The organism is Paenibacillus sp. GbtcB18, from assembly GCF_019091125.1.
Classification (GTDB): domain Bacteria; phylum Bacillota; class Bacilli; order Paenibacillales; family NBRC-103111; genus Paenibacillus_F; species Paenibacillus_F chitinolyticus.
On record NZ_JAGXJX010000005.1, the window covers coordinates 341,567 to 359,099 of the forward strand.

Genomic DNA, 17,533 nt, shown 5'->3' on the forward strand with positions numbered 1-17,533 from the left:
TTTAGGCCAAACGAAAGGGGTGGGCGGATGAAGGCGCTGAAATTTCTGCATGCCGCCGACCTTCACCTCGACAGCCCGTTCAAAGGGATGAACTCGGTTCCCGAACGGATCCGGGATGTGATCCGGGAATCGACCTTCGGAGCGTTAAGCCGGCTTGTCCGGCTGGCGGTCCGGGAGAAGGTCGATTTCGCTGTTTTCAGCGGCGATATCTACGATGCCGGCGACCGCTCTCTCCGGGCTCAGCTGCGCTTTCGCAGCGCCCTTGCCGAGCTGGACCGGGCGGGAATCCCCGCGCTGGTTATCCACGGCAATCACGATCCGCTGGACGGCCGGGGGGCGGATCTGGAATGGCCGGCGGGAGCTTATGTGTATCCGGCGGACAAGGTCGAGACGGTTCGGATCGTGAAGGAGGACCGGGGGCTTATCGCCGAAGTTCACGGCATCTCGTACGCGTCCGCCGCTGTAACGGAGAACCTCGCCCTGCGTTTCCGGGGCGGGGACGCTTCGGTTTTCCAAGTGGCTCTGCTTCACACGAATGTAGACGGACACCCGGGATACGACAACTATGCCCCTTGCAGCAAGTCGGACCTTATGGGGCGGGGAATCGACTATTGGGCTCTGGGCCACATACATACAAGAGAAATTGTTATGGATGAAAAGCCCGCCGCCGTGTACCCCGGCAACATACAGGGCAGGAGCATACGGGAGTGCGGACCGCGCGGGTGCTACATCGTGGCGGTGGATGAGAACGGGAGTCCCGCTCTGGATTTTCACGCTCTCGACGGGGTGCGCTGGCAGCAGGAGTCTCTTTCTATCGCGGGCATCGGCACGGAACAGGAACTGCAGGAAAGCCTGCAGGATCTGCTGGCCCGGCTGAGGGAGAAAGCAGAGGGCAGACCGACTGTCGCCCGAATCTTCCTGGAAGGCCGGGGACCGCTTCATTTGAAGCTGCAGGCCGGAAGCACCCTTTCCGACCTGCTCCGTGAGCTGCGCGAGAGCGAGCTTCTGGCTCTGGCGGGGCGTTCGGCCGCTGGATACGGCAGGAGCGGCACGGGTTCAGGCGGCTTCGGAACGGGCAGCGGTCATACGGAAGCGCCGCATCCGGCGGATGACAATAAGGAAGAGGGGACAATGGACTCTTACCCTACGGCAGCCCCCTCAGGCGGCGTCTTCCGCAGTGCGGCGGTAGACATTCCGTTCGTCTGGATCGAATCCATCGAAGTCCGGACCGGGCAGGATATCGACTTTGAACTGCTTCTCCGGGAGGAAAGCTTCGTAGGCGACCTCCTTAGGCTGGCGGAAGAACTGGCTGCGGATGAAGGAAAGCTGCGGGAATTTGCCGAGGAAGCGCTCGGTTCCCTCCTTGCCCAGAACGGAGCTTCGAGGCTGTTTGGAGGAGCGGACGAGCTTTTTGAAGATAGGGGGAATTGGCTGAAGGCGGCGCGTGAACTCGCCGTCGATCAGCTGATGCCGGACGGGAGGCGGGCAAAATGATCATCCGCGAAATAAGAGTCCGCGGGTTCGGTTCCCTGCAGAACCGGACTTACCGGTTCGAATCGCCCGTTACCGTGCTGTACGGCCCCAATGAGGCGGGCAAAAGCACCCTGCTCGGTTTTATCCGCGCCGTCCTGTTCGGGTTTCCGACGCGGGCGCAGGCCGCCGACAGGTATGAGCCCGACGGCGGGGGATCGCACGGCGGCGCGCTGCTGCTGGAGGACAAGCAGGGCCGTACAGTCTTGATCGAACGCTACGCGGATCACGGCGGCCCCGGACGTCCGCCCGCAGCCGGCTCGGTCAAAGTAACGCTCGAAGGAGGCACGGAAGGCGGCGAAGAATTGCTCCGTCACCTGCTCGGAGGGCTGTCCGCGGAGCTTTTCCGGAGCTTGTTCGCCTTTGGGCTGGGCGAGCTTCAAGAGCTGCGGACCCTGCAGGGGGACGACATCGGCGGCTACCTCTACGGAGCGGGCTTCGGCGTGAGCGGAAGCGCCGTATTGGAAGCGGAGCGCAAGCTTGCCGCAAGGGCGGATGCTTTGTTCCGGCCAAGGGGACGGACCCAGGAGCTGAACCGCAGCATCCGGGCGTACGAAGAACTCCGTTCCAGCCGGAATCGTTCCGCCGACGAGATCAGCCGGTACGAAGAAGCGACGGCGGAGTGGAAGCGGCTCGGAGACCGGCTGAACGGACTGGATGCCGCCAGGGCGGAGACGGCCGCCGAGCTGGAATGGACCCGGCGCTGCGGGAAAGCCTTCGAGCCGTGGCTGAAACTGCGGCGGATTCAGGCGGAAATGGCGGATATCCGGGAAATTCCCGGGTTTCCGCTGCATGCCGCCGCGCGTTATGAAGCTATCCGTCAGGAACGGGACGAATTCGAGAATGAGCGGCGTCAATACGAGGAAGAGAGCGCCGCGCTTTTGCGGGCGGCCGAAGCCCTGCCTGTCCGCGAAAAACTGCTCGAAGGCGCGGCCGAACTCGCCGCCCTTGAAGAGGAAGCGGGGACATACCGCAGCGGGCAGCTTGCGGCGGCTTCCTCGGAGACGGAGAAAGCTCAGCTGAACGAAGCGCTGGCGGCTTTGCTGAGGCAGCTCGACGAGCAGTGGACGCGGCAGGATCTGGCCGAATTCCCCGTTTCGGTCGGCATGAAAGAGCAGATCCGGGAAGCCAGGGATTCCTTCGCGAAATGGGACGGAGAGAGGGCGCTGCTCGACAGCGAGCTGAGCCGGGTGTTTGGCCGTCTGGAGGAGCAGCAAAGCGAGCTCGCCGAGCGCCAGCTCGAATGGAGCGAATGGCTGACGCTGTCGGGGCTCCGGGAAGATGCACCCGGTGCGCGGACAGCCGCCGAATCGGGTCTGCTTCGCCGGTTATCTTCCGATTATGCGCAGTGGAGACTGCTGAAGAGCGAGGAAGAACAGAGAGACCGGATCCGGGAGGAAGAACGCCGCAGGCAGGAGGAATTCGAAGCCTGGACGGACAGGAGGCGGAGCGACTCCGACCGTACAAGGAAAAAGACCGCTTACGCTGCTGGAGCGATCGCGGTTCTTCTGCCGGCGGCGCTGCTCTTAAGCGGTCAGGCGCCCGCGGCAGCTGCTGTATTTGTCGTACTGGCGGCAGGTACGGCCTGGCTGATATTCGGCTCCCCGGAAAGAGCCCGCGTAAACAGCCGCAGCCCGAGTTCCCTGCTGACGGAAGCCCGGACGGAGGGGAGAGGGCGTGCCCGCCGGGCAAGAATGGCCTCCTCCGGCGATTGGTTATCCGCTCCCGCACAACCGGGCGAAGCGGACCGCACAGACGCCGAGGATATCCGACTGGAAGCGGACAAGGCGGCCCTCCGGCAGCGGCTTCAGCAGAATCTGGCTCTTCTTCTGAGCAGCCGCGGAGAGGGAAGCCGTGAAGCGGCCGCCGCCCGCACGGCCGGTGCGAACGGCTTTTTCGATGAAGCTTCCGCACCCGGACGCATGCCTATGCAGTCTTGGTCGGAGACGCTTAGCTGGCTGGACCGGGAGCTGGAAAGCTGGCTGACCGGCACCGATTTGTGGGCGCAGCACCGCTCCGAAATGGAGCGCCGACGGGCCAAGCTTGAAGAACTGAAGCAGAGCATCCAGTCGCTGGAGAAGCAGCAGGCGGCGGTTTCCTCCCGGATGCGTTCGCTGGAAGAACGCGCCGCGTCCGGTCAGGAGCGCTGGAGCGCCTGGCTGCGCGAACGCAAGCTGAGGCCGCACTTGTCTCCCGAAGCGGCGCTGGAATCGCTGCAGCTGATCGCCCGCGGGCATGACCTGCTGCAGCGCCTTGCCGGCTGCGAGTCCAAGCTGGCCGCCCTGCAGGCCACTTCCGCCGCGTTCGAAGCGCGGACGGTCCGGCTGCTGGGCGAGGCCGAAGCGGCGGACCCGCTGCTGGGGCTCCGGCGCCGCGCCGAGCGTCTTGCGGAGCAGCAGGCGTTGCTCGCAAGGCGCGAGCGGCTGGCCGCCGAAGCCGCGGAGGCCCGGCGCAGGGAGACGGCGGCCGCGCAGAAGGCGCGGCACGCGGCCGAGCGCCTGCAAGCGCTTCTGCGCGAGGCGCAGGCGGCCGGCGAAGAGGAGCTTCTCCGCCAGGCGGCTCTCCAGGAGCGCTTGACTCAGCTCGCGGCCGAAGCGCGGCTTCTCTCCGGCGCGCTGGATGCGCATGCCGGCGTCGCGCGGCGGGAGCGGCTCGACGAGGCGCTGTCGGGCGCCGACGAAGAGAGCCTCGCCTCACGCGAGGAGGAGCTTGCGGGGAGCCTGAGCGAGCTGGAAGCCGAGGCGAACCGCTTGCGCGACAGGCGCGGCCGTCTGGCCGGCGAACTGGAGAAGCTCGAAGGCGGGAGTGAGCGGGGCGAGCTGCTCCAGCGCACCGAGGAGCAGCTCGCCGAGGTGCGCGATCTCGGCGGCAAATACGCGGTGCTCGCGATGGCCGCCCTGCTCGTGAAGCGGACGCGCGAGCGCTGTGAACGCGAACGCCAGCCGGGCGTGCTCCGCCGGGCTTCGGCCTGCTTTGCCGCCATGACGGGCGGCCGGTTTACGCAGGTGATCGCGCCGTTCGGGCAGCAGCGGCTCTATGCCGTCCGGTCGGACGGACGGCAGGTGGATTCATCGAGATTGAGCCGAGGAACCGCGGAGCAGCTTTACTTGTCGATGAGATTCGCGCTCGTTGAAGAATTTACCGGAGGAGCTTCCCTGCCGCTCGTTTTTGACGATATCTTCGTCAATTTCGATAAAGAGCGGATGGAAGGGGCTTTGCGGATTATCGGACAGCTCGGCGGAAATCGGCAGGTTCTGCTCTTTACTTGTCACGAGCATGTACGGGATGCGGTGACAGGCATTTCTCCCTCGGCAGGTGTGCTTCATGTTTAATGTACTGCCCAAAAAGACCCTCCTTACTTAAGGAAGGGTCTTTTGGCGTTCATCGTATATGTCCTTTCAAGGATGTTCTTACATATATGTCTTTACAAGAAAATGCTCTTTCTTTTTTGCCTTCCGGAGAAAGGATTTTGAGAGGAACGCGGACCGTCTTTTATTTGTTCTTCCCAGTTTGTCGTGTCCCGGTCTCTCATCCGAAAATGTTCGCCGATTTCGAGAGTATCCAGGCCCTGTTCTTTGGTGCCGCCGAGCAGTTTATTGTCCGTAAAAATCCATTGTCTCCCGAACAGCGAACGGGACAAAACGTAAAAAAACAGGCACGTTCTCCGCGCAGCAAGAGAACATGCCTGTTTTTTTACGAGTGTGCCGGTGCCGTGTTTTCCGGCGCGGAGCGTGAAGACTCGGTCGTCCGTCGTCTATCGTCTTTTCGTCGGTCCGGCCCGTGTCAGTAATCCGTCACCGTGATGTCCCGGAAGATCCGCTCCACATCTTCGGCGGTGACGACCCCCGCCTGCATCTGAAGAGCGTTGGCGCTCCCGCAAGCCGCGCCGAAGCGGACCACATCGGCGTCGCTTCGGCCTTGGCGCAGAGCCGTGACCATGCCGGCCACCATCGCGTCGCCGCTGCCGACCGGGTTCACGGCCCGGATCGCCGGGATAGCGACACGCCGCACGCGGCCGCTGCTGCCCGCGAGGGCTCCGCGCGCCCCGAGCGAGACGACGACGTGACGGATTCCGCGCTGCATCAGTTCCCGGATGCAGGCGGCCAGATCGTCGTCGGAGGAAGCGGGCCTGCCGAGCAGGCGCACGATTTCATGCTCATTAGGCTTAATGAGCAGAGGCATTGCTTCCAGCCCGGCAGCCAGTGCGTCGCCGCTCGCGTCCAGGACGGCCTCGGCGCCAGCTTCTCTTGCGAGCGTGATCAGCTCCGCATAAAGCGAGGGAGGGCAGCCGAGAGGCAGGCTGCCGGAGAAGCACACGTGCGTGGACCTGCCCGCAAGCTCCTTCACCTTCTCCTTCAGGGTAAGAAGGGAGTTTTCGGCGATGACGGGCCCGGGCTCCAGCAGTTCCGTCTGCGTGCCGTTGTCCGCATCCAGAACGGTCAGGCAGAGGCGGGATTCCCCCGGGACTTCCGTGAAGTCATGGGAAATGCCTTCCGTGCCCAGCCCGCTGCGAATAAACTGTCCGTTGAAGCCGGCCACGAAGCCGGCGGCCGTAACGGGCTCGCCGAGCAAACTGGCCACCCGGGCAACGTTGATTCCTTTGCCGCCGGGAACGGCGATCATGTCCGTTACGCGGGAAACCCGGTCCATTTCAAAGCTTTTTACGCTATAGGTTTTGTCGATTGCCGCATTGAGGGTCACGGTGGTAATCATCCGGGTTCTCCTGTCTTGACTGAAATTAAATGAAATCTTTGGCGCGACCTACGCAGCCGGTAAGGCGCATTTTCGCCTGAGCCAGCTCTTTAACGGCGGCCTTGGCCGGAACCATATATTTGCGCGGATCGTTTTCATCCGGATTGGCCTGGAAGACCTTCTTGATGGCATCGGAGAAAGCGATGCGCAGCTCCGTGGCGACATTCATTTTGGCCATGCCCAGCGATACGCAGCGTTTCACCTGCTCTTCCGGTATGCCGGAGCCGCCGTGCAGAACGAGGGGGAGACTCACTTTGCGGTAGATTTCTTCCAGCTTGCCGAAGGCGATTTTCGGTTCGCCCTTGTAAATGCCGTGTGCCGTCCCGATGGCCGGGGCAAGTGTCGGCACACCGGTAAGCTCCACGAAGCGGACGCATTCGTCCGGATCGGCGAGGAGTGCATCCTCGTCGGCTACGACGATATCGTCTTCGACGCCGCCGACCTTGCCGAGTTCCGCTTCGACGTTCACGCCGGCCGCCCGGGCCACTTTCACGACTTCCTGCGTCTGCCGGACGTTTTCTTCGAACGGATGCATGGAAGCGTCAATCATGACCGATGTATAGCCTTCCCGGATGCATTGTACGATAAGCTCGTAATCCGTGCAATGATCGAGATGAAGCGCGATCGGAACGGAAGACCGTTTGGCGGCGGCTGCTGCGGCCGCAACGATATAGTCGGGTCCCAGGTGTTTCACCGTTCCGACCGTAGTTTGCAGAATCAGCGGAGCTTGAAGCTCCTCGGCCGCCTCGACGACGGCCTGCAGCATTTCCAGCGTGTGCACGTTAAAGGCCGTAACGCCGTAGCCGTTTTGACGGGCTGTTTGAAGCAGGTGCGTAGAAGATATCAAATGAGCCATTTTGAAAAACCCCTTCGTATAAAATGATTGAAACGATCAAAATAATGATTTATAATGTCATTAAGTTGATTATAAGGGAGGAAATTAGAAGATGTCAAACATTCAAGGCCAATTAACGTATACTGAAATCAGTGCCCAGTCCGCGGCTCTGCAGGCCGCATGGGACCAACTTCAGAAGCAGTCCGACTGGGTGAACCGTTATATAGGAAACGATCAATACGAAGAAGTCGTTTTTATCGGATCGGGCTCTTCCTATTATCAGTCGATCACGATGGCGGCGACGTTCCGCAAATGGACCGGACGCAGCGCATCCGCACAGCCTTCCTCCGATATTTTCCTGCTGCGTGATGCTACTCTCCCGAGAGGGAAGAAGCTTCTGATTGTAGGCGTGTCGCGTTCGGGCGAATCCCATGAGGTGCTTCTTGCGCTGGATGCCGTCAAAAACGAGGATCATATCGATACGTGCGGCATCACCTGCCACGAGACAAGCAAATTGTTCGGAATGACGGAATGTCTGCTTTCGCCGCTCGGCAAAGAGAAGAGTACGGTGATGAGCAAATCGCTCAGCTCCATGACCTTTATGATGCAGGCCGCGATCGCCATGGCGGCGGGCGGCGAGGCATACTTACAAGAGCTTAAAACTGTGTTAGAATTAGACGAAGAACTGGTCAAAGCCTCGGATTCGAGCATCAAAGAATGGGTGTCGGCGCACGACTTCAACAAAACGGTTTATCTCGGACTCGGCGCACTCGGAGGCTTGGCGCTGGAAGCCTGCCTCAAGCTGAAGGAAATGACGTACACGTGGACGGAAGCATACGGCACGCTCGAGTTCAGACACGGTCCCAAATCCATTGTCGACTCGGGTACACTTGTCTGCTTCCTGCTTTCGCAGTCCGCCCGCGAATATGAGCTGAAGGTAGCTAGAGAGCTGAAGGAATACGGAGCGACGATCCTGCTTCTGACTGCTGAGCGCGGGGAAGACACGGATTTTGCGGATCTGGTTCTGGAACTTGGCGGAGCCGAGCTCAGCGATGAAGCGCGAAGCGTATTGTATTTGCCTGCTGTCCAGTACAACGGCTATTACAACGCGATGAAACGCGGGCTGAATCCGGACGATCCGCGCAACCTGACTCAGTTCGTCAAAATTTAACCTTGTGACGGAGTGACAGTTGAAATGAATGACACGACTCCTTCCAAAGGAGATCTCAGGCGCCAGCAGATTATGACGATCCTCAAGCAGCAAGGGCGCATTACCATTGGGGAGATCATCGAGCATTTTCAATGTTCGGAAGCGACGGCAAGACGCGATCTGGACCTTCTGGAGAAAAAAGGCGAGGTTGTCCGCACCATCGGCGGGGCCTTGTTCGAAGGCCTCACGGCTGTCCGCGAAACCTCGTTCGCCGAGAAGAAGCAGCAGCTCTGGCTGGAGAAGGAAGCGATCGCCCGCAGGGCGGCCGGCCTTATCGAGGAAGGGGACAGCGTCTGCCTGACAGGAGGCACGACAACCTTCCTCATCGCCCGCGAGCTGAAGCAGCGCCAGGGGATTACGGTCGTGACCAATGCCGTGAATATCGCCATGGAACTGGCCGACAGCGAAGGCCTGCAGGTGGTCGTCGTCGGCGGCGTCATGCGCAGCAAGAGCTTCGAGCTCAGCGGACCGCTGGCCGAGAAGACGATCGAGCATCTCAACATCGAGAAGCTCTTTCTCGGAGTGGACGGCGTTTCCCCGGATAAAGGCATCACGACGTTTTCCGAGCTCGAAGCCCAGACCGCCCGTCTGTTGATAAGCCGCACCCAGCATACGATAGCAGTGTTTGACCATACCAAGGTGGGGAAAGCCTCCTTGTTCTCCATAGCTCCGCTTGCGGACGTAAACGTGTGTGTGACAGACGCGAGGTTGGAACCCGACATGGAGAAGGTTCTTGAGCAGCACGGCATTACCACTTTGTATGCGAACGCATAAGGGAAAGGACGGACGGGAATGAGCTTTTTCGTCGGCGTAGATCTCGGAGGAACGAATATTGTATGCGGGTTGTTGGATGAGGAATTCAATGTCCTGGTCAAAAGCAAACAGCCTACGGAAGCGGCCAAAGGCAGCGACTATGTGCTGGAAAAGATTGCGGTTATGGTGGAAACGCTGCTCCGGGAGCAAAATATCGCGCCCGGGCAGCTGAAAGCGGTAGGAATCGGAACGCCGGGCTTTATCGATCCGGTTCGCGGAGTGTGCGTGTTCGCCAGCAACCTCCGCTGGAACGAGGTGCCCGTATCCGACCAGCTCGGAGCTAGGCTGGGCGTACCGGTCTTCATCGACAACGACGTCCGTATGTACGTCTACGGCGAAGCCATGAAGGGACCGGGCCGCGGGTACGAGCATGTGCTCGGGATTACGCTCGGGACCGGCATGTCGGCCGGACTGGTCAATAACGGCCAGCTGTATTACGGAGGCGGCTTCATGGCCGGCGAAATCGGTCATATCCGCGTCGACGATGCGGAAACGACGCCATGCGGCTGCGGACTCGTCGGATGCCTTGAAACGATTGCATCTGCGTCCGGGATCGTCCGCCAGGTGAGGGAAGCGCTTGCGGCAGGCCGCGAAAGCATCCTGGGCCAGTGGTTTCCCGGAGAAGAAGCGGCTTCCGTTACGGCGGCGGATGTTTCCCGCGCGTATGACGAAGGCGACCGGCTATCGATCGAGGTCATGAACCATACGGGCAAGCTGCTGGGCCGCGGGCTTTCGTATGCGGTAACCATGTACAGCCCGGACGCGCTGATTATCGGGGGCGGAGCTTCCCTGGCCGGCGAGCGGCTGTTCAAGCCGATGCGCGAAGAGCTGCAGAAGTCGGTTTACAAAGGGTACTGGGAACGTCTCACCATCCACCCGGGTACCCTTATCGACGACGGCGGCGTGATCGGCAGCGCGGCATTCGCCGCAAATCGCGCGGCCGGGATCGTGTAAGCCTTTTTTCGGAGTCTTGCTAGACTTATCTAGGTATAAAGTCATTATTTTTGCATGTAAAAAACAGGAAAGACCTTTCCCCATGTCGAATAGGACGGAAAGGTCTTTTTTTTGACTGAAAAGCACAACTTGTCCGGCGTAACAGTCGTCTATATATAGAAGACCGGGGACAAAAAAGGTTCTACAGGAACTGGGGGGACAGACATTTGTCTGAGAAAAAACCGGCAAAACCCGGAGACCGTGAAATTACTTATCAAGTCGGGCGCCGCAAAGGCCGTATCCGTACGGAAAAAGCGAAGGCTCCCGCGCAGGACGAGAAGCTTCCCGGACCGAAGCGGGAACCCGCGAAACCGAAAAAATCCGCGTCCGAACGAAAAAAAGCGAAGACAGAGGCTGAACGCGCGTACTCTAGATCCCGGCAGGATGAAGGGATGGAGGCCGCAAAATCGTCTGAGTATATAGAACATCCAAGCAATCCTTCTTCTGCGGCTGATTCCGGCGCAAGCACGAATCGGGCTACGAAGCCGTCAAACCATGCGGTTCGGACATACCCGCAAGAGAAATCGACACCCGTTCCCGGGGAGAACAGCCGGCTTGTGGAGCTGCTGTGGCGGTCAACTCCGCTGCCCGGTTGGCGGGCCGCGAACATGATAACCTGGGTGCTGCCCGTCGCGACAGCGGCGTGTACCCTATGGGTCGTGTCCAGGCTCTTAACATTTGGCTGACAGCCTAGCGCAAGGGAGAGGATTCCAATTCAACTGTTTACCATTCTAGCCGTTTTTACAGCCTTTTTCGGGCTTCTTGTAACCGCCGCTTCCGCTTATACCGCCTGGATCCTTCACCGGATGTGGAAGCGGGATGTGCGGGGCGCTGCTCCCGAACAGCATGCGGCAAAATTTTTGCAGCGGATTACCCCGCTTGATTATGCGCAGTTTGCTCTCACGGCGATCGGAATCATCATGCTTCTTGCCGATCTTGTTGCGGTGCTGCGCGATGCGAAAGCTTTTCCCGATTATCACATCGGTTATTTGCTTTGCGGATTTTTATTTGTATTCCTGGGTATGCTGATGAGCTTCAACCGTCTATTATTGACGGTGCGGGCGTGGCGTTCCTCAGACGGAGCGGTTTCTCCACATCATCACGGCCAGCCACACCGAGCTGACTAGGCCGAATAACGGATAAAGCGCCGACAGAAGCGGCTTAAAGCCGATCAGGCTGACGATATAACTGAGCGCGATAAGCAGGAGAAGAACGGTCCTGCGGCCGAGGCCCGTCCGCTGCTGAAGCTGAAGAGTCAGCCCGTATGTATTGGAAAGATAAGTCGTAAAGATTTCTCCATAGATGACAAGCAGATACACAAAAGGGATAACGGTTCCCAACCCGTCCATAATCCGGGCCATCGGAATGCCGAACTGGCGGATTCCCGGCATCTGAGCGCTCAGCGCATAGTGCGCCGCGAACAGCAGGAGACCGATTCCGAGCCCGCCCAGCAAAGCGCCCCGGAACAGTACGCGCCGGTCTTTGATCTGCGCGCCGAGCGGAACGAGAACCGCTTGGGCGGTGGCCAGGTTGAAGCCGACGTAGAGCAGGGGCGCGGTCCAGACACTGAGCGGCGAATGGTCGGTACCGAGGGTCAGCCATGCCTGCGACGTGGGAAGCTTATTCGTATACAACACCAGAATAAGACTGAACGTGGCCATTACCGGCACGACGACCGTGTTCACCGCCATAATCGCACCGATGCCGCGTGTAATCACGGCATAGGACAGGACAGCGGTGACGAGCAGTCCGCTCTGGAAGGGCAGGGACAAGTGCTCGGAGAAAACCGTTCCTCCGCCGGCGAGCATGACCGAAGAGATGCCGAAAAGAACGAACAAAGTGAAGAGAGAGATCCATCTGCCGATTTTCGGGCCGAATAAAGCGATATTCAAATCTTCATACGACTCCGCTCGGACATCGTGCGCCATCAGCATCATTTTGATGCCGAGCCATACAAACAAGACGCTCGCGAGCGCGATGGTTAAGGAAGCCGCCGCGCCGTAGCGGGTAAAAAACTGCAGGATCTCCTGACCCGACGCAAAGCCCGCTCCCACGACCGTCCCGACATACGTAAAAGCAACCTGTGCGGTTTGCGTCCATGTTTTAGAAGCCATTGTTCTCACCCTTCATGTTTCGTACTAGTACAAGGTATGTTTCGGACCGGACGGGCATGACAGCAACATAAGAAACGCGCAGGAACAACCCCGTTAGGAGTGTTATGTAGTGAAAGAAACGATATTTGAGCTGATTTCCAATTACGGGTATACGGCTCTTTACGCTTTGCTTGCCGCCGGCATTGTCGGCCTGCCGATTCCCGACGAGACGCTGATGACGTTTGTCGGCTCGCTTACGATGGACACCGGTCCGTTGAATTTTACGCATTCGCTCATCGTCTCCTATATGGGTACGATGACGGGGATGCTGATTTCCTATACGGTCGGACTTCGACTCGGCAAGCCCTTCCTTTACAAAATAGGAAAGTGGGTCCGCGTCAAACAGGAGCGCATCACCCGCACGGAGCTGTGGTTTCAGAAATACGGCATGTGGGCTGTCTTTTTCGGGTATTTCGTTCCGGGGCTCAGACATTTCACCTGTTATCTGGCCGGTGTCAGCGGGATTTCCCTTTGGCGTTATCTGCTTTTTGCCGGATCGGGCGCTCTTCTTTGGTGCTGTACGTTTCTTTCGCTCGGACATTTTATCGGGGCCAACTTTGAAGCGGTGCTGAAAGGGTTTCACACTTACCTCGGAATCTGCCTCATATGGCTCGCCGTTGCCGCCGCAGTCGGTTTTCTGATTTACTATCTGGTCCGCAGAAAAAGAAAAAAGAACAGTTAAAAACCCGCAAGCCCTAGGGCTGCGGGTTTTTAACTGTTCTTATACCGGCGTTTAGCTGGACGGGAACAATTTGATGGATTGAATCGTGTGGTTGTCGGGGTCAAGGTCCAGCTTCAATACGGTGTTCTGGGCTTTGTAGGCCAGCACGTAATCCGTACGGTTGTTCGGCTTGCCCAGAACATTCGCGGCCTCATCGGCGGTTTGTCCGAGACGCAGTCCGCCAAGACCGGGATCGATATCGGCCGATTGAATCTGGACGAATTCGAGGCGGTCGAACACGTTAAAGCCGACGCAGAAGGACCCGTATTCGTATACCGTGACGGATTGGGGATCCTCGTCCATGACGAACATGTTCTTCGCTTTTCCGAAGAGATTCAGCACCTCGTCTTTGGGCGTGCCCAGTGTGACGCCCATTAAGGTCGGATTGTTGACCCGGTATGTGTTCTCCGGAGTCACCACGGGCTTGGCTTTGACCGGCCCTTCCGTATTTTCGTTGGAAGAAACGGCGGCCGAACGATCGGGAGCCGGTGTCTGCCCGGCCGCACCGGAAGGCGAAGGCTGCGCGTTTCCGTTAGATTCTGCCTGATTTGCGGAGGGACCGGCAGTTTCTTTCCCCCAAAACGTATGTACAGCTTCACAGCCTGCCGCCGCCGGCAGAACGGAGATCAGAAGACCGATCATCGCTGCTCTGCGGAGTTTGTTCTTCATTGCAATCGTTCCTTTCTTCTGCCGCTCCGGTTTCGGACGCGAAGCGACATTCCTTATCATAAGCCCTGGGGGCGATACGTTCAAATTTCATATTAGCTTGGATGGGGTGAAATATGAGACTGGCGTTCGTTCAAACGGCTCCGTCATCTGCCGCTCACGGCTTGAGCCGTCTTTTCTTGCTTTGCCGCCGGCAAGGAGGGCGGCATTAAATGCCTGTTATTTATACAGACTCGTAAAAGGGCCGAAAAGTTCCGGGAGAAAGGGCCTAAGGCGTAAAATGGGACTTGAAACCTATGTTTGGCTTGTGGTACGTTAACACATATTCAAAGGTGGAGGAGAAGCTATGGAACTGTTGAAACAACGTATCTTAGAAGCCGGAAGCGTCGTTTCCGACCAAGTCGTTAAATTGGATGCCATCTTGAATCATCAAGTTGACCCTGCATTGATTAAGGAAATGGGCAGGGAATTTGCCCGGCGTTTTGTAGAAAGCTCACCGACCAAAGTACTGACTGTCGAATCGTCCGGAATTCCGCTCTCTTTTGCCGTCGCAAGCGAGCTGGGCGTTCCGTTTATTTTCGCGAGACGCAAAAAGTCGGTGACCATGGGCGAGGATACGTATTGTGAACGTGTACCGTCCTTCACCAAAGGAATCGTGACGGATATTATGGTTTCTTCCCAATATATAACCGCAAACGACCGGATTTTAATCATAGACGACATTATCGCCAACGGCGACGCGGCCAGAGGGCTGATCCGGATTGTCGAACGTTCGGGAGCCGAACTGGTCGGTGTAGGCATTGCCGTGGAGAAGGCGTTTCAAGCCGGAGGCCGCGCGATTCGGGAGCAGGGAATCCGTACGGAGTCTCTCGTGACGATAACGTCCCTCGACCAAGGAAACATCGTATTTGCCGAATAACTGTTATTTTATGAAAACATTTTCATTCTGCTTCAATACTTTCCTGGACGGGGTAAATTCGATATAATAGAGGAAGGTAACTGGAGAGGAGGGATCGCTATGGGAAATGAGCAAATTCCAGCCGAATACTTGCTGGAGAAGCTGTCCGAAGCGAAGAACCATTTCGAACGCGCCCTAGACTGCAAACACACCGAGTTTGATGATTTGTACCCGTATATGATTGAACACCCTCAATTTTTCTGGTATAAACGATACGTGGCATGGTCCGAACTTCTTACGGTGGTCAAATTCTTCACGGAACTTTCCGTTCCTTGGGAGTCCCAGTTTACGGTTCAGCAGGTCGATTATATCAAGAAACGCGTCATGTCGAGTAAAGTGTTGGATTGCTGGTTTGAAAATACGGATTCCAAAGAACATGTCGGCTGACGTGTTCGTCATAAGCAAGACCTGCCGGGAAGCCCGGCAGGTCTTTTTTTAATTCAGCACATTCATTTCTTCGATATGTTTGCGGGTTTTTTCCGTCCCCAAATTGTAAAGCGTCCGGTAGATCTCTTTGAGATCATAGTCATAGGCATCGTTTTCTTTATCCTTATGATATTCCTTAAAAGGCAGAAGAGCCCGGAAATGCGTTGCCTCGTCCGATTCGTCCATCACCTCGAAAAGCTCGGCCAGCTTGTCGATTTCTTCATCCGTTGCCTTAATTTCAAAATCAAAGTTGATTTCATCCGCTTCGTCGACGATTTCTTTGGCCCCTACGCTGACGTAATAGGTTTTTTTGCCGTCCATCGCTCTTCGCTCCCTTCGTATAAAGCCTGACCGCAAGTTTTACCCTTTCCTCTTAAAAGGATTGCCCAACTAGCCGGCTTCTAAAACTCCCGCAGTCCGTAGATTTTATTACCCGGTGCCCGAAAAAAATGAATCAGTTGTATTTCGTACGCCCTTCGGCCTCTCTTGGCTTGCCGCCGTGTTTTGTGTATGCTAGTAGGGATGCCGGTATTGTTTTGCAGGCAAGCGGGCTCAAGATACGATAGAACAATTGCCCAGGAAATGTTTTGGAGCAAAAGGAGGGCTTGTCATGATCAGCGACGAGCAATTAGACCGATACCGGATTGACGGCACCCTGCTTAGAATCGTCAGGGATGCGGATCCGCGCAACGATATAAGAGGTTACGTGGTGGCATGGAACGAGTCGTCAGTCGCCATTCGTAAACGCAGCCGGAAGCTGGTGCAGTTGGACAGAAAGTATGTTTATCAGCCGTATACGGAGAGCCGTCCCGCTGAATTTACGCTGCCCCGGCAAACTGACGAGGACGAGGAGGCCTGATCCGTTGAACACTGAAGAACCATTTATTCAGACGGTAAGCCGCCCGGCTGCAGGAATTACCGCAGCCGTGAACGAAGGCGCGGCAGGGAGTTATCTGTTGCTGGAAGCTCCATCGCCGCTGAGGACGTTAAGCTCCGCACCCTGGGGCGGCGGGTTCGGTTATCACCGGACGATCATCAACCGGAAGGTAGACAAAACCTATGCCTGCGGAGATCCGGTGACCGAAATGAACGGGTTTCTGGAGGCGGCAGGTCTGAACAGTGAGGAAACGGCCTGCCTGTTGACCTCCGTACATATGAGCGGCCTTGGCCAAAATCATCTTCGAATGGACGATCCTGCTGCCGTGAAGGTAAGAGCCGATGACGAAGCTGCGCGAAGCCTTTTCGATACGTCCGACAGTAAGTTGGATGTTTCTTCCGAACCCTATCGGGAAGCCCAAAGCTTTTTCGAAACATTAGACGGAAGACCCGACATCCGAGGGAGAGGGAAGGCAAGCCTCTCCGCCGCAGCGGACAGGGATTCGGCGAATTCCGTGAACGGCATCGGCACAGGGGAGGCAGCTACCGCTGCCGCGGCGGACACCGGAATAGCCGTCAGCGCCTGGGTCACCGTCGGCTATTCCAACATGGCGCGGGCCGGACGTGGGCTTCCGGCTTCGGCGCTTTTTCCCGGCACGATAAATATTATCGTCGCCGTGGAGGGCGAGTTGACCGATGAAGCCATGGTCAACGCCGTCATTACCGCCACCGAGGCGAAGGCGGCGGCATTGCAGGACCTCGGCGTAGCGCTGGAAGACGGCAGCGGGGCGACGGGCACGACGACGGACGCCGTGCTGATCGCCTCCACGCAGAGAGGCCGGCTCCACCGCTACGCCGGAACGGCCACTTACCTCGGCCATATGATCGGCCGGTCCGTGTATGAAGCCGCCATGCAGTCCGGCATGGCTTACAAAAAGGCTCTGGCGCTCTCGTGAGGGAGTGCCGAGGCTGCCCGCAGCCCTCAGCATGTAGTTGACCACCGCCGCCATGTGACGCCGAATACCGCGCGCTGGGAGCTTCGCGCGGACGTACATGTCTGGTCGTCACGTAACGGGGGTCCCCTGCCGATTCCTCGCAGCACACATCAGCCGTCCCCAGTGCGGCGGTTTGCCGATGTGTACGATACCGTCTCCGCATAACAGAGCAGCGCCTCCTTCCTAAAGGATGGCGCTGTTTCTTTTTGTACAATCATGATAGAAAAATCGTTGGAATAAGCATGGAATAAGCATAACGTTCTGTAGTGAATCCGTCCGAAGTTTTCTGAAACCGCTGAACACCCCAGCCGTATCATCATGAAAGAGAGGGGGAATTGCCATCGAGTGGAGTTTGGATATACCGGTTCTGTTTCTGGCGCTCGGTTTTACGTGCTGGTGGCTGGGCGAATGGATTTCGCTAACCCCTCTCAAAGCCGGGGAATTCCCCTTACCTCCGCTCACTTCGGACAAGAGCGGTTCGCCGGTTCTTATCCGGAACATCGGATTCGGCATTTTTAGAATCCGGCGAAAAGTTCCCGTCAGAAGCGATCATCATTCCGATGAACCGGATTCCTCCCGTTTAACGCGATACAGGTTATTGTCGG

The 17,533-nt window shown here is 57.8% G+C and carries 18 protein-coding genes; 13 read left to right on the top strand and 5 right to left on the bottom strand.

What is annotated here, in order from left to right:
• Nucleotides 1–27 precede the first annotated feature (27 nt).
• The 3 genes from KVT34_RS17495 to KVT34_RS17505 all read left to right on the top strand — a co-directional run bounded on the left by KVT34_RS17495 (nt 28) and on the right by KVT34_RS17505 (nt 5,320).
• A complete protein-coding gene (locus KVT34_RS17495) occupies nt 28–1,494 on the top strand; it encodes a metallophosphoesterase family protein (RefSeq protein ID WP_217560091.1) in 1,467 nt (488 codons plus the stop codon).
• Nucleotides 1,491–4,862 (top strand): AAA family ATPase, encoded by a 3,372-nt coding sequence (locus tag KVT34_RS17500; RefSeq protein ID WP_217560092.1) that lies wholly within the window; start codon nt 1,491–1,493, stop codon nt 4,860–4,862. The genes KVT34_RS17495 and KVT34_RS17500 overlap by 4 nt, the downstream gene beginning before the upstream one ends.
• 86 nt (nt 4,863–4,948) lie before the next feature.
• Nucleotides 4,949–5,320 carry a hypothetical protein gene (locus KVT34_RS17505; protein ID WP_217560094.1) on the top strand — a complete coding sequence of 124 codons (372 nt, stop codon included), beginning with the start codon at nt 4,949–4,951 and terminating at the stop codon, nt 5,318–5,320.
• Here KVT34_RS17505 and pfkB read toward each other — a convergent pair.
• Nucleotides 5,314–6,243, bottom strand: coding sequence for a 1-phosphofructokinase (pfkB, locus tag KVT34_RS17510; RefSeq protein WP_217560096.1), 930 nt, complete (start codon nt 6,241–6,243; stop codon nt 5,314–5,316). The two genes, KVT34_RS17505 and pfkB, sit on opposite strands and share 7 nt — an antisense overlap.
• A 25-nt stretch (nt 6,244–6,268) precedes the next feature.
• Entirely contained in the window at nt 6,269–7,138 is an 870-nt protein-coding gene (gene fba, locus KVT34_RS17515; RefSeq protein WP_042230821.1) for a class II fructose-1,6-bisphosphate aldolase, read from the bottom strand.
• Nucleotides 7,139–7,229: 91 nt separating this feature from the next.
• Between fba and KVT34_RS17520 the strand changes: the two genes are divergently transcribed.
• The 5 genes from KVT34_RS17520 to KVT34_RS17540 all read left to right on the top strand — a co-directional run bounded on the left by KVT34_RS17520 (nt 7,230) and on the right by KVT34_RS17540 (nt 11,260).
• On the top strand, nt 7,230–8,288 hold the full coding sequence (locus KVT34_RS17520; RefSeq protein WP_217560097.1) for an SIS domain-containing protein: 1,059 nt from the start codon (nt 7,230–7,232) through the stop codon (nt 8,286–8,288).
• Nucleotides 8,289–8,312: 24 nt separating this feature from the next.
• On the top strand, nt 8,313–9,101 hold the full coding sequence (locus KVT34_RS17525) for a DeoR/GlpR family DNA-binding transcription regulator (RefSeq protein ID WP_217560098.1): 789 nt from the start codon (nt 8,313–8,315) through the stop codon (nt 9,099–9,101).
• A gap of 18 nt (nt 9,102–9,119) precedes the next feature.
• Nucleotides 9,120–10,094, top strand: a complete 975-nt coding sequence (locus KVT34_RS17530) for an ROK family protein (protein ID WP_217560099.1) — start codon at nt 9,120–9,122, stop codon at nt 10,092–10,094.
• A 206-nt stretch (nt 10,095–10,300) separates the two neighbouring features.
• Nucleotides 10,301–10,819: a hypothetical protein gene (locus tag KVT34_RS17535; RefSeq protein ID WP_217560100.1), complete on the top strand. Its 519-nt coding sequence runs from the start codon at nt 10,301–10,303 to the stop codon at nt 10,817–10,819.
• 120 nt (nt 10,820–10,939) lie between these two features.
• Nucleotides 10,940–11,260, top strand: coding sequence for a hypothetical protein (locus tag KVT34_RS17540; RefSeq protein WP_217560176.1), 321 nt, complete (start codon nt 10,940–10,942; stop codon nt 11,258–11,260).
• Here the strand turns inward: KVT34_RS17540 and KVT34_RS17545 are convergent.
• Entirely contained in the window at nt 11,207–12,247 is a 1,041-nt protein-coding gene (locus KVT34_RS17545) for a YkvI family membrane protein (RefSeq protein ID WP_217560101.1), read from the bottom strand. The two genes, KVT34_RS17540 and KVT34_RS17545, sit on opposite strands and share 54 nt — an antisense overlap.
• A 109-nt stretch (nt 12,248–12,356) precedes the next feature.
• Between KVT34_RS17545 and KVT34_RS17550 the strand changes: the two genes are divergently transcribed.
• Complete coding sequence (locus tag KVT34_RS17550; protein WP_217560102.1) at nt 12,357–12,968, top strand: DedA family protein; 612 nt, start codon at nt 12,357–12,359, stop codon at nt 12,966–12,968.
• A 51-nt stretch (nt 12,969–13,019) separates the two neighbouring features.
• Here KVT34_RS17550 and KVT34_RS17555 read toward each other — a convergent pair whose 3' ends face one another.
• A complete protein-coding gene (locus tag KVT34_RS17555) occupies nt 13,020–13,676 on the bottom strand; it encodes a hypothetical protein (protein WP_217560103.1) in 657 nt (218 codons plus the stop codon).
• A 343-nt stretch (nt 13,677–14,019) separates the two neighbouring features.
• Here KVT34_RS17555 and KVT34_RS17560 point away from each other — a divergent pair, with 343 nt between their 5' ends.
• Together KVT34_RS17560 and KVT34_RS17565 are read left to right on the top strand one after the other, a co-directional pair.
• Nucleotides 14,020–14,592: a xanthine phosphoribosyltransferase gene (locus KVT34_RS17560; RefSeq protein WP_042230810.1), complete on the top strand. Its 573-nt coding sequence runs from the start codon at nt 14,020–14,022 to the stop codon at nt 14,590–14,592.
• A 99-nt stretch (nt 14,593–14,691) separates the two neighbouring features.
• Nucleotides 14,692–15,018, top strand: a complete 327-nt coding sequence (locus tag KVT34_RS17565; RefSeq protein ID WP_009674785.1) for a hypothetical protein — start codon at nt 14,692–14,694, stop codon at nt 15,016–15,018.
• A 48-nt stretch (nt 15,019–15,066) separates the two neighbouring features.
• On the opposite strand, the gene KVT34_RS17570 is transcribed toward KVT34_RS17565, so the two are convergent.
• Complete coding sequence (locus tag KVT34_RS17570) at nt 15,067–15,378, bottom strand: hypothetical protein (protein ID WP_217560105.1); 312 nt, start codon at nt 15,376–15,378, stop codon at nt 15,067–15,069.
• A gap of 289 nt (nt 15,379–15,667) precedes the next feature.
• Between KVT34_RS17570 and KVT34_RS17575 the strand changes: the two genes are divergently transcribed.
• The gene (locus KVT34_RS17575) at nt 15,668–15,916 is read left to right on the top strand and encodes a hypothetical protein (protein ID WP_217560106.1); all 249 of its coding nucleotides are present in this window, start codon (nt 15,668–15,670) and stop codon (nt 15,914–15,916) included.
• A gap of 4 nt (nt 15,917–15,920) precedes the next feature.
• A complete protein-coding gene (locus KVT34_RS17580) occupies nt 15,921–16,889 on the top strand; it encodes an adenosylcobinamide amidohydrolase (protein ID WP_217560107.1) in 969 nt (322 codons plus the stop codon).
• Nucleotides 16,890–17,533 lie beyond the last annotated feature (644 nt).